At 68.6% G+C, this 11,863-nt stretch carries 11 protein-coding genes and 3 pseudogenes (1 of these 14 only partly in view); 1 reads left to right on the forward strand and 13 read right to left on the reverse strand.

The window, feature by feature from the left end; translation table 11 throughout:
* Positions 1-22: 22 nt before the first annotated feature.
* Positions 23-1,105 (reverse strand): efflux RND transporter periplasmic adaptor subunit, encoded by a 1,083-nt coding sequence (locus V8F63_RS05580; RefSeq protein WP_392354742.1) that lies wholly within the window; start codon positions 1,103-1,105, stop codon positions 23-25.
* A gap of 268 nt (positions 1,106-1,373) precedes the next feature.
* Here V8F63_RS05580 and V8F63_RS05585 point away from each other — a divergent pair, with 268 nt between their 5' ends.
* The gene (locus V8F63_RS05585; RefSeq protein ID WP_025976566.1) at positions 1,374-1,967 is read left to right on the forward strand and encodes a TetR/AcrR family transcriptional regulator; all 594 of its coding nucleotides are present in this window, start codon (positions 1,374-1,376) and stop codon (positions 1,965-1,967) included.
* A 54-nt stretch (positions 1,968-2,021) separates the two neighbouring features.
* Here V8F63_RS05585 and leuB read toward each other — a convergent pair whose 3' ends face one another.
* The 12 genes and pseudogenes from leuB to V8F63_RS05645 all read right to left on the reverse strand — a co-directional run.
* Positions 2,022-3,140 carry a 3-isopropylmalate dehydrogenase gene (gene leuB, locus V8F63_RS05590; protein WP_392354743.1) on the reverse strand — a complete coding sequence of 373 codons (1,119 nt, stop codon included), beginning with the start codon at positions 3,138-3,140 and terminating at the stop codon, positions 2,022-2,024.
* Positions 3,140-3,742: a 3-isopropylmalate dehydratase small subunit gene (leuD, locus tag V8F63_RS05595; protein ID WP_134582075.1), complete on the reverse strand. Its 603-nt coding sequence runs from the start codon at positions 3,740-3,742 to the stop codon at positions 3,140-3,142. The genes leuB and leuD overlap by 1 nt, the downstream gene beginning before the upstream one ends.
* Positions 3,735-5,156 (reverse strand): annotated as a pseudogene (leuC, locus tag V8F63_RS05600) (3-isopropylmalate dehydratase large subunit). The gene leuD and the pseudogene leuC overlap by 8 nt, the downstream one beginning before the upstream one ends.
* Positions 5,143-5,586: an aminotransferase class IV gene (locus tag V8F63_RS05605; RefSeq protein WP_392354744.1), complete on the reverse strand. Its 444-nt coding sequence runs from the start codon at positions 5,584-5,586 to the stop codon at positions 5,143-5,145. The pseudogene leuC and the gene V8F63_RS05605 overlap by 14 nt, the downstream one beginning before the upstream one ends.
* The gene (locus V8F63_RS05610; protein WP_392354745.1) at positions 5,490-5,861 is read right to left on the reverse strand and encodes a hypothetical protein; all 372 of its coding nucleotides are present in this window, start codon (positions 5,859-5,861) and stop codon (positions 5,490-5,492) included. Before V8F63_RS05610 ends, V8F63_RS05605 begins: the two co-directional genes overlap by 97 nt.
* Positions 5,750-6,112, reverse strand: coding sequence for a hypothetical protein (locus tag V8F63_RS05615; protein WP_392354746.1), 363 nt, complete (start codon positions 6,110-6,112; stop codon positions 5,750-5,752). The genes V8F63_RS05610 and V8F63_RS05615 overlap by 112 nt, the downstream gene beginning before the upstream one ends.
* Positions 6,096-7,352 (reverse strand): 2-isopropylmalate synthase, encoded by a 1,257-nt coding sequence (locus V8F63_RS05620; protein WP_392354747.1) that lies wholly within the window; start codon positions 7,350-7,352, stop codon positions 6,096-6,098. Before V8F63_RS05620 ends, V8F63_RS05615 begins: the two co-directional genes overlap by 17 nt.
* Complete coding sequence (locus V8F63_RS05625) at positions 7,352-7,615, reverse strand: ACT domain-containing protein (protein WP_253123450.1); 264 nt, start codon at positions 7,613-7,615, stop codon at positions 7,352-7,354. The genes V8F63_RS05620 and V8F63_RS05625 overlap by 1 nt, the downstream gene beginning before the upstream one ends.
* A gap of 2 nt (positions 7,616-7,617) precedes the next feature.
* Entirely contained in the window at positions 7,618-9,276 is a 1,659-nt protein-coding gene (gene ilvG, locus V8F63_RS05630) for an acetolactate synthase 2 catalytic subunit (RefSeq protein WP_303682891.1), read from the reverse strand.
* A 78-nt stretch (positions 9,277-9,354) separates the two neighbouring features.
* Positions 9,355-10,367 (reverse strand): annotated as a pseudogene (gene ilvC, locus V8F63_RS05635) (ketol-acid reductoisomerase).
* 3 nt (positions 10,368-10,370) lie between these two features.
* The gene (locus tag V8F63_RS05640) at positions 10,371-11,273 is read right to left on the reverse strand and encodes a dihydroxy-acid dehydratase (protein WP_392355044.1); all 903 of its coding nucleotides are present in this window, start codon (positions 11,271-11,273) and stop codon (positions 10,371-10,373) included.
* Positions 11,177-11,863: pseudogene (locus V8F63_RS05645) on the reverse strand (dihydroxy-acid dehydratase) (its annotated part continues 288 nt past the right edge of the window); the annotation flags it as partial. The pseudogene V8F63_RS05645 and the gene V8F63_RS05640, both read right to left, overlap by 97 nt.

The raw sequence follows: 11,863 nt of genomic DNA on the forward strand, positions 1-11,863 counted from the left end.
TTCCGGCCCGTGAGCCTCCTCCTCAGCCGGCGCTGGCGACGAAGGTGGCGGACGAGGCGACGGGGGCCGAGGTCACGGGGGCGTCGGCCTTGGCTTCCTCGGCCTTGATGGTTCCGTTCTGGGCGGTGACCTTCTGGCCCGGACGGGCGCGCTGAAGGCCGTTGATGATGACGCGGTCGTCGGGCGTCAGGCCCGTGCGCACGACACGCAGGCCGTTGGCGATCGGTCCCAGCTGGACCGGCTTGGCGCCGACCGTGCCGTCCTTGGCGACGACATAGACCACCTTGCGGGGACCATCGGTGACGACGGCGGCGTCAGGCACCAGCATGGCGGCGTAACCGCCCGAGCCGGCCAGTTGGGCGTGGCCGAACATGCCCGGCTTCAGGAAGCCGTCGGCGTTCTGGACCACGGCGCGCAGGCGGATGGTGCCCGATGACGCGTCGATGGCGTTGTCGGTGAAGTCCAGCGTTCCGGTGCGGTCATAGGCGGTCTCGTCCTGCAGGCGGATGCGGATCGGGGCCGACCCGTTGCGGGCGTCGCGCTGATACTTCAGCGCCAGGGCCTCGGAGCCGTCGAAGACGAAGTAGATCGGCGACGACGAGACGATGGTGGTCAGCACGTCGCCGGCCGAAGAGCCGCCGCCGATCAGGTTGCCGGGGTCGACCCGGCGGTCGGACACGCGGCCCGAGATGGGAGCGGTGACGCGGGTGAACTCGACGTCCAGCTGACGCGCGCGGATGGCGGCGTTGGCGGCGGCCATGGCGGCCTCGGCGGTCTGGACAGCGCCGCGCTTGGCGTCGACCTCGGCCTGGGACACGGCCTGCGAGGCCAGTAGGCCTTCGGCGCGGGCCAGTTCCGTGCGGGCCAGCGTTAACTGGGCCTGGCCCTGAGCCAGCTGGGCGCGGGCGGCGGCCAGGGCGGCCTGGGCCGGGCGCGGATCCAGGGTGAACAGCAGTTGGCCTTGGCGCACGAAGTCGCCGTCCTTGAAGTGGACGGACTGGATGTAGCCGCCCACGCGAGCGCGCACATCGACGGAGCGGGTCGCTTCGAAGCGACCGGTGAACTCGTCCCAGTCAACTACCTGTTGCGACAGGGGCGTGGCCACCGTGACGGGGGCGCGCCCTGGGCGGGCGCCTCCTGGCCCTTGGAACAGCCATAGAGGGCGGCCGCCATCATGACGGACGCGGCCGCGATCTTCACCGTGCGCATCGGCGCATTCTCCTTGGGAGTCGTTTTTTATCCACAGGACTGTGCGCTCATTGGGGAGGAGGCGTCCAGTCAACACCGGCTGACTTAAAGACGCTGATTGCTTCGCTTGTCAACGCCTGATGACAAGGCCATATAGTCCGTAAGGTTTATTGGAGTGCGACCAATTGGTCCTTTGCGACGTTCCCCGGCCGCGTAACGCCAACGCCACCCGCCAGGCCATCCTGGAAGCGGCGCGCGAACGCTTTTGCGCTGAAAGCTATGATGACGTCGGCATGCGCGACGTGGCGCGCGACGTCGGCGTCGATGCGGCGCTGATCAGCCGATACTTCGGCTCCAAGGAAGATCTGTTCGTGGCCGTCTTGGACAGCTGCAAGAACGGGCGCGATCTGATGGATGGGCCGCGCGACGACTTCGGCCAGCGCCTGGCGCGAGAGATCGTCTATGGCGAGGCTGCGGCCTGCGCGCCGGACGACGGCAGCGGCCGCATGCGAGGCCTCTTGATTTTGCTGCGCTCCATCGGTTCGTCCAAGGCGATGGACGTGGTGCAGCACACCACCAACAGCCGCTTCTTCGAGCCCCTGACCCAGTGGATCGGCGGTGAGGACGCCCCGGTCCGGGCGCGTCTGGCGGCGGGGCTGATCATGGGCATGGCCATTAGCCGGGAGCTGTCGGACGGTTTCTCCAACCTGGACGAGGCGCAGAAGGCCTCTCTGGCCGGGCGCATGGCCGACGCCCTGCAGGGACTGGTGGACGGCTGACGTGAAAAGAGGCGGGCTGACGCCCGCCTCTCGTGGTTCAAACGCTCTAGACCGTCAGGCCCAGTGCATCGGCACATGACGCGCCGCCGCCCAGTGGATGGCCCGGATGGCGTCGACAATGGCGCGGGTGGCCGAGACCGTGCCCAGCGCCCCGCCCAGATCGGCGGTGACGGCGCCCGAGGCCAGGACGGCCGCGACCGCCGCCTCGATGGAATCGGCCTCATCCTCCAGCTGGAAGCTGTGGCGCAGCATCATGGCGGCCGACAGCACCATGCCGACCGGGTTGGCCAGGTCCTGTCCGGCGATGTCCGGCGCCGAGCCATGGATCGGTTCGAACAGGCCGGGTCCATTGGCGCCCAGCGACGCCGAGGGCAGCAGGCCGATGGAGCCGCCCAGCACCGAAATCTCGTCCGACAGGATGTCGCCGAACATGTTCTCGGTCAGGATGACGTCATAGTCGCGCGGCTTGCGGATCAGGTGCATGGCCATGGAGTCGACCAGGGCGTGCTCCAGGGTGATCTGCGGATATTCCTCGGCATGGATGCGGGTGACGACCTCGCGCCACAGGCGGCTGGTCTCCATGACGTTGGCCTTGTCGACCGAGGTGACCTTGCCGCGCCGCTGCTCGGCGGCCTGGAAGGCGGCGCGGGCGACGCGCTCGATCTCCTCGACCGTATAGACGCACAGGTCCGAGGCCGAGGTTTCAGTCCGGGTGCGCTCGCCGAAATAGACGCCGCTGGTCAGTTCGCGGAAGACGATCAGATCGACGCCCTCGACGATCTCCTTCTTCAGCGGCGAGCGGTGGGCCAGCACCGGCGAGACCTGCAGCGGGCGCAGGTTGGCGTACAGGCCCATCGCCTTGCGGATGGCCAGCAGACCTTGTTCGGGGCGCACCGGGGCGCCGTCCCACTTGGGCCCGCCGACGGCGCCCAGCAGCACGGCGTCCGAGGCGATGCAGGCGGCCTTGGTCTCTTCCGGCAGGGACTCGCCGACGGCGTCGATGGCGGCGCCGCCGATCAGGTGTTCGGTGAAGTCGAAGCGATGGCCGTAGATATCGCCGATGCAGGTCAGCACCCGCTGGGCGGCCAGGGTCACCTCCGGCCCGACGCCGTCGCCGGGCAGGACGACGATGTTGAAGGTGCGGGCGGCGGCGGGCGTGTCATGGGCGGTCATCAGGCGGTCTCCGGCTGATAGGTGTCTTGGCGCAGGCGTTCGTAGGAGGCGACGTAAGGCAGTTTCGACTGAAGCCAGCCGAGGGCGTCGACGCCGTCCAGCAGGCACTGGCGGGCGAAGGACTCGACCTTGAACGGCCCGGCCGGGGCGTTGCCGCGCCGGATCTCATTGGCGTCCAGATCAATCGTCACCGGCTGCTCCGGGTGGGCGGCCAGATCGTCCCAGACGGCCTGATCGACGACGATGGGCAAAAAGCCGTTCTTCAGGGCGTTGGAGGTGAAGATGTCGGCGATCTCGGTCGAGATCACCGCCCGGAAGCCGTAGTCGAGCAGGGCCCAGGGCGCGTGCTCGCGCGAAGAGCCGCAGGCGAAGTTCGGCCCCGCCAGCAAAATGCGGTGCTCGGTCGGGTCGATGCGGTTCAGCACCGATTCCGGCTTGGGCGACCCGTCGGCCTCATAGCGCCAGTCATAGAAGGCCTGGGCGCCCAGACCTTCGCGCGTCGTGGTGGTCAGGAAGCGCGCGGGGATGATCTGGTCGGTGTCGATGTTGGCCTGACTCAGCGTCAGGGTCTTCGACGTCAGAACTTTGAAAGCCTCAGGCATGGATGGGGGCCTCCAGATAGGCGCGCGGGTCGGTCAGCACGCCAGCCACGGCGCTGGCGGCGGCGGTGGCGGGGCTGGCCAGGATGGTGCGGGCGCCCTTGCCCTGACGGCCCTCGAATTGCGGTTGGAGGTCGAGACGGCCAGTTGGCCGGGCGCGACGAAGTCTCCGTTCATGGCGATGCACATGGAGCAGCCGGGGATGCGCCATTCGGCGCCGGCGGCGATGAAGACCTGGTCCAGACCTTCGGCCTCGGCGTCGCGGCGCACGGCCTCGGAGCCGGGGACGACCAGCATCCGCACGCCCGGCTGGACCTTGCGGCCGCGCAGGACGTCGGCGGCGGCGCGCAGGTCGGGCAGGCGGCCGTTGGTGCAACTGCCGATGAAGACGACATCGACCTTGTGGCCGGTGGTCGCCTCGCCGGCCGTGAAGCCCATATAGTCGATGGCCTTCTGGTCCGAGGCCGAGCGCGGCTGCGGCACCGGCGCGCCGACGGGGGCCGGCGTCGGGCGTGGTGCCCCAGGTCGCCATCGGGCGGATGGCGGCGCCGTCCAGCACGACCTCCTTGTCGAAGACCGCGTCGGGGTCCGAGGCCAGACTCAGCCAGTCGGCTGCGGCGGCCTCATAGTCGGCGGGGACATGGCGACGGCCGCGCAGCCAGTCGATGGTCGTCTGGTCGGGGGCGATCATGCCTGCGCGCGCGCCCGCCTCGATGGACATGTTGCACAGGGTCATGCGCCCCTCCATGTCCAGCGCGCGCACGGCCTCGCCCGCATATTCAATGACGTAGCCGGTGCCGCCGCCGAAGCCGATGGCGGCGATGACGGCCAGCGCCACGTCCTTGCCGGACACGCCGGGGCGCAAGCGCCCGTCGACCGTCACCCGCATGGATTTGGCCCGGCGCTGCAGCAGGCACTGGGTCGCCAGCACGTGACCGACTTCCGAGGTGCCGATGCCGAAGGCCAGGGCGCCGAAGGCCCCGTGGGTCGCGGTATGGCTGTCGCCGCAGACGACCGTCATGCCCGGCTGGGTCAGTCCCAACTCCGGTCCCATGACGTGAACGACGCCGCGCTGATCCGAGCCCCAGCCCGCCAGTTCGATGCCGTGGCGGGCGCAGTTGACCTCCAGCGTCTCGACCTGTCTGCGCGCCTGTTCGGTGACATAGGGCAGCTGACCGTCGGGCCCGGCGGGCAGGGTGGGGGTCGAGTGGTCCAGGGTGGCGAAGGTGCGGTCGGGACGGCGGACCTTCAGTCCGCGCGCCGCGATCTCGGAAAAGGCCTGAGGCGAGGTGACTTCGTGGACCAGATGCAGGTCCACATACATGACGCCCGGAGTCTCGGCGGTTTCCGGCACGACGACGTGCCGGTCCCACACCTTCTGATACAGGGTCTTGGGCTGGGTCTTAGGCAGGCTCATGCACGCGCTCCTTGGCCGGGGCGGCCGCCGCCTCGCCGATGGGCTCCAGCCAGCCGAAGCGGTCGGGCGTCGTGCCGTCGAACAGGCCGCGGAAGGCCTTGTTGACCGCCTTGGTGATCGGGCCGGGACCGTTGGCGCGGGTGGGGATGCCGTCGATGGAGCGGACGGGGGTGATCTCGGCGGCGGTGCCGGTCATGAAGACCTCGTCGGCGACGTAGAGGGCCTCGCGTGGCAGGATCTGTTCGCGGGCTTCGTAGCCCAGGCCGCGCGCCAGCTTCATCACGCTGTCGCGGGTGATGCCCTGCAGGATGGAGGCGGCGGCGGGCGGGGTCATCAGCACCCCGTCCTTGACGATGAACAGGTTCTCACCTGCGCCTTCGGACAGCAGCCCGTCGGCGCCCAGGGCGATGCCTTCGCCGAAGCCGCGCACGCGGCCTCGCGGCCGATCAGATAGCCGGACAGATAGTTGCCGCCCGCCTTGGCGCCCGAGGGGATGGTGTTGGGCGCGACGCGGTTCCAGCTGGAGATGCAGGCGTCGACGCCCTTCTCCAGAGCTTCCTCGCCCAAGTAGGCGCCCCAGGGGAAGGCCGAGATCATGACGTCGGTGCGGATGTTCTCAGGCGACGGGGACACGCCCATCCCGCACTCGCCCAGGAAGGCCAGGGGTCGCAGATAGGCCGAACGCAGGCCCTCGGAACGGACCACGTCCTTGCAGGCCTGGACCAGCTCGTCCTCGGTGAAGGGCAGGGGAAGTGATAGATGCGCGCGCTGTCGAACAGGCGACGCACGTGGTCGGTCAGGCGGAAGCCGCACGGCCCGTTCGGGGTGTCATAGACGCGGATGCCTTCGAACACCGAGGTGCCGTAGTGCAGGGCGTGGCTCATGACGTGGATCTTGGCGTCGGCCCAAGGCGTCAGGTCGCCGTTGATCCAGATATTCTTAGCCAGCGGTTGCATAGGTCTTGTCCATCTGTGCGGAGGCGCCAGCAGCCGTCACGGCCGCGATAATGGCGGTCAGCTCCGCGTCATTGATTTCGCCGATCTGATCGGCGCGTTGTTTGAAGCCAGCGAAGACGTCGGCCAGGCGCTGGCCCTCCAGCACGTGACCCAGGGCTTCGGCCCGCTTGCCGACCGCGTGGCGGCCGGAATGCTTGCCCAGCACGAAGTAGCTGCCCTCGAAACCAACGTCCTCGGGACGCATGATTTCGTAGGTGCGGGCGTCGGCCATCATGCCGTGCTGGTGGATCCCGGCCTCGTGGGCGAAGGCGTTCAGGCCGACGATGGCCTTGTTGCGGGCGATGACCGTCTCGGTCACCTCGCGCAGGGTCTCCGAGGCGCGCACCAGGTGGCGGCTTTCGGCGGATACGCTGACGCCATAGCGGTCGGCGCGGGTGCGCAGGGCCATGATGATTTCCTCGATCGAGGCGTTGCCGGCGCGTTCGCCGATGCCGTTGATCGCGCCCTCGATCTGACGCGCCCCGCCCTCGACGGCGGCCAGGGAGTTGGCCACGGCCAGACCCAGGTCGTTGTGGGCGTGGGAGGAGAAGATCACGTCCGCGTGGCGCGGTCGGATGATCCCGTCCAGATAGGCGAAGCGTTCGCGCGATTCCTCGGGCGTGGCGTAGCCGACGGTGTCGGGCACGTTCAGCGTCTGGGCGCCCGCGTCGGCGGCGGCCATCAGGGCCTCGGCCAGGAACTCGGGTTCCGTGCGGAAGGCGTCCTCGGCCGAGAACTCCACGTCGTCGAACATCGAGGCGGCGTATTCCACCGTGCGCGAGATGGTGGCCAGCACCTCGTTGGTGCTCATCCGCAGCTTGGCCGAGCGGTGGATCGGGCTGGTGGCCAGGAAGACGTGGCAGCGGCGATGCGACTTCGGCGCCGGCGACAGAGCCCGGAACGAGGCGTCGATGTCCTTCTCGTTGGCGCGGTTCAGCGAGGCGAAGACCGGTCCCTCGATCTCGCCGCAGACGCGTCGGATGCATTCCTCGTCGCCCGGCGAGGCGGCGGCGAAGCCCGCCTCGATCACGTCCACGCCCAGGTCGCGCAGGACATGGGCCATCTTCAGCTTGGCCTCGGCCGACATGGAGAAGCCGGGGGCTTGCTCGCCGTCGCGCAGGGTGGTGTCGAAGATGATGACGCGGTTGGGATCGGACGCCGCGATTTCGGCGGTTCTGGATACGCGTTCTACTCGGGACATTACGCAGCCTCGGACTGGAAGGTTTGGGCCTGGATGCGCGCGACGCCGATCAGGCGGTCGATCTGGCGGCCCAGGGTGTCGATGGAGCGGGCGGCGTCGCGCCCGCGAACGGTCAGAGCGATGCGGCGCATCGCGCCTTCGATTTCAGAATCGGGGGCCATGCTCATGCCGTCGATGTGGAAGCCCCGGCGCTCCACCAGGCCGATGAGACGCTGAAGCGAGCCGTCGGCCCGGTCGATCTGGATGTGAATGGTGTCGCTCATGATCATGCGCCTTCCATCATTTCAGCGTTGCTCTTGCCCGGCGGCACCAGCGGCCAGACGTTTTCCTTGGAGTCGATGACGACGTGGGCCAGACAGGCGCCCTCGGCGGCCAGCAGGCGGGCCAGACCGGCCTCGACCTGGTCGCGGCGGTCGATGCGGAAGGCTTCGACGCCGAAGGCCTCGGCCACCTTCACGAAGTCCGGATTGTCGGACAGGTCGATCTCGGAATAGTTCTCTTCGAAGAACAGCTCCTGCCACTGGCGCACCAGACCCAGCGAGGAATTGTCCAACAGGACGATCTTCAGCGGCACGCCGTAGCGGCGCAGGGTCGCCAGCTCCTGGACGTTCATCATGAAGCCACCGTCGCCGGCGATGGTGACGACGACCGCCTCGGGATCGGCCATCTGGGCGCCCAGACCGGCAGGCAGGCCGAAGCCCATCGCTCCCAGACCGCCCGAGGTGATGTGGGCTTCAGGCCGGGCGAAGCGGCAGTGCTGGGCGGCCCACATCTGATGCTGGCCGACGTCGCAGGCGGCGACGAAGCGGTCGCCCGCCATTTCGGACAGCTGCTTCAGCAGAGCCGGGGCGTAGACGCCTTCGCCCGGAGCGTCATAGCGGGCGGCGTGACGCTCGGCCGCCGAGGCGCAACGGATGACCCACGGGTCAATGGTCAGCGGCGCCGTCGCCATGCGCGCGGTCAGGGCTTGGATGGCCGGGCGGATCTCGCCGCCGACGGCGACGTGGGTCTCGCGCAGCTTGCCGATCTCCGAGGCGTCGGCGTCGAAATGGACCACGCGGGCGTGGGGGGCGAACTCGGCCAGCTTGCCGGTGGCGCGGTCGTCGAAGCGGGCGCCCATGACGATCAGCAGGTCGGACGCCTGAACCGCCTCATTGGCCGCGCGCGTCCCGTGCATCCCCAGCATCCCCAGGAAGCCGGGGGCGTCGGTCGGCATCGTGCCCAGGGCGTTCAGAGTGGCGACGGCGGGGATGCCGGTGGTCTCGGCGAAGGCGCGCAAGGCTTCGGTCGCGCGGCCGATCTTCACCCCGCCGCCGATGTAGATCAGCGGGCGTTCAGCGGCGCGGATGAAGCGCTCGGCCTCGGCGATGGCGTCGGGATCGGCGGCGGCCGTCTCATTGGGAATGTTGAAGCCGAACGGGGCGACCGTTTCGGCGAACTGCACGTCCTTGGGCAGATCGACCAGCACCGGGCCGGGGCGGCCGGAGGCGGCGATGTGGAAGGCCTGTTCGATGGCGGCCGGGATCTCGGCGGCGTCACGGACCAGGATGGAGTGTTTCACGATCGGCAGGGTGACGCCCAGGATGTCGATCTCCTGAAAGGCGTCGGTGCCCATGATCCCTTGCGGGACATTGCCCGTGATGCAGACCATCGGCGCCGAATCCATCATCGCGTTGGCGATGCCGGTGATCAGATTGGTGGCGCCGGGGCCCGAGGTCGCCATACAGACCCCGACCCGGCCGCTCAGCCGCGCATAGGCGTCGGCGGCGAAGGCGGCGGCCTGTTCGTGGCGGACCAGTATGTGCTTCAGCGACGAGCCCGTCAGGGCGTCGTAGATCGGCATGATGGCGCCGCCGGGGTAGCCGAACACCACCTCTACGCCCATCCGCTCCAGGCTGGAGACAAGCAGGCGCGCGCCGGTCATGACGGCCGGGGCGGGGGTGTTTTCAGGGCGGGCGCGGCGGCGCTCATCGGTTCAGTCTCTCTTTATATATATAGAGGTTCAGGCGGCGGCCTGTTTGGCCGTCTGCAGCCAGGCCATGCGGTCGCGCAGACGGGCGCCGACCTGTTCGATCTGGCTGGCGCGGTCCTCAGTCAGCAGGGCCTCGTATTTCGGCTTGCCCGCCTCGTTCTCGGCGATCCATTCGCGCGCGAACTGGCCGCTCTGGATCTCGTCCAGAATGGTCTTCATGCGGGCGCGGGTCTCATCGGTGATGACGCGCGGGCCAGAGGCGACAGCGCCCCATTTGGCCGTTTCCGAGATGAAGTGGTGCATCTTGGAGATGCCCCCTTCGTAGAACAGGTCCACGATCAGCTTCAGCTCGTGCAGGCATTCGAAATAGGCGATCTCGGGCTGGTAGCCGGCCTCGACCAGGGTGTTGAAGCCCTGGATGACCAACTCCTTGGCGCCGCCGCACAGGACGGCCTGTTCGCCGAACAGGTCGGTCTCGGTCTCTTCGCGGAACGAGGTCTCAAGCAGGCCGCCGGTCGCGCCGCCGATTCCTTGGCGTAGCCCATGGCGCGGTCGCGCGCCTTGCCGGTCGCGTCCTTCTCGATGGCGAACAGGCTGGGCACGCCCCGGCCGCGCGCGAACTCGCGACGGACCAGATCGCCCGGCCCCTTGGGCGCCACCAGAATGACGTCCATGTCGTCGCGCGGCGTGATGCGGTCGTAGATGATCGAGAAGCCGTGCGCGAACAGCAGGGCGGCGCCTGGCTTGGCGTTCGGCTCGATGATGTCGCGATAGACCTCGTTCTGGATCATGTCCGGGGTCAGGATGGCGATGATGTCGGCGCCGCGAACGGCCTCTGCCGGTTCAGCGGTGGGGACGCCGTCGGCGGTGGCGTGCTTCCAGCCTGTGCCGCCCTGGCGAACGCCGACGACGACGTCATGGCCCGAGTCCTTCAGGTTCTGGGCGTGGGCGCGACCCTGCGAGCCATAGCCGATGACGGCGATGCGCTGGCCGGCGATGGCGCCCGGCTTGATGTCGTCGTTGGTGTAGATGGTGATGGCCATGGTTCAGGCGTCCTCAGAAATGGGGGCGTTGGAATAGGTCGCAGCCGTTTGGGCCGGCGGCGGATTGGGAATGGTCACAGCCCCTTGCGAGGCGGAGGCGACGGCGGCGCGGTATTTCGCGAAAACGCCTCGCGCCGGACGGACCCGGTTGGGGGCGAAGTCCGCCCGGCGCGCCTCCAGATCGACGAGCACGTCGATCCTTCGGTTGGTGACGTCGATGACGATCGGATCGCCATCGCGAATGAGAGCTATCGGGCCGCCCGCCGCCGCTTCGGGCGAGACGTGGCCGGCGACGAAGCCGTAGGAGCCCGAGAAGCGACCGTCGGTCAGCAGGGCGACGTTCTCGATCTTGCGGCCCTTCAGGGCGGCGGTGACCTGCAGCATCTCGCGCATGCCGGGCCCGCCCTTGGGGCCTTCGTAGCGGATGATGATGACGTCGCCTTCGCCGACAGATCCGTCCTGCACCGCGTGGAAGGCGTCTTCCTCGCAGTCGAACACGGCGGCCGGGCCTTCAAAGCGGTCGACCTTGTGGCCGGTCAGTTTGATGACGGCGCCTTCGGGGGCGACATCGCCATAGATGACGGCGTAGGAGCCGCGCGCCATGACGGGGGCGTCGAAGGTGGTGACGACCTGCTGGCCGGGCTGCTCCTCGGCGTCGCCCGCTTCGGCGAACAGGCTGCGGCCCGAGACGGTCGGGACGTTGGCGATCTTGCCCGCCTCGGCCAGACGCTGGGCGACCAGGCGGGTGCCCCCGCCGCATACAGGTGAGAAGCCAGGAAACGGCCGCCCGGTTTCAGGTCGCAGATGACCGGCGCCTCGACGCAGGCCTGGTGGCAGTCCTCGACGCCGAAATCGACGCCCGCCTCGGCCGCAATGGCGGTCAGGTGCATGACGGCGTTGGTCGATCCGCCTGAGGCGGAGACGGCGATGGCCGCGTTCTTCAGGCTGGCCTTGGTGATGTATTTGCGCGCTGTATCTCCGGCGAAAACGCGCTCGACGATCAGGCGGCCGCAGCGTTCGCCTTCCGCGCCCTTGGCCGGATCGACGGCGGGCACGTCATTGGCGCCCATGGGGCTGACGCCCATCATCGACAGGGCCATGGCCATGGTGTTGGCCGTGAACTGACCGCCGCAAGCGCCGGCGCCAGGGCAGACCGCGCTCTCGACCGCCTTCAGGCCCGCATCGTCCAGCGAACCGGCGGCGTGGGCGCCGATGGCCTCGAAGACTTCTTGGACTGAGACTTCCTTTGTCCCGATCACGCCGGGCAGGATGGTGCCGCCGTAATAGACCAGGCCGGGGATATCCATCCGGGCCAGAGCCATGGCTGCGGCGGGAATCGTCTTGTCGCAGCCGACGATGCAGACGACGCCGTCCAGCTGATGGCCCTCGATGGCCAGTTCGATGGAATCAGCGACGACTTCGCGACTGATCAGGGAGGCCTTCATCCCCGCGGTGCCCATCGAGATGCCGTCGGTGACGACGATGGTGTTGAAATC

Source organism: Brevundimonas sp. LF-1, assembly GCF_037055305.1.
GTDB lineage: Bacteria > Pseudomonadota > Alphaproteobacteria > Caulobacterales > Caulobacteraceae > Brevundimonas > Brevundimonas sanguinis.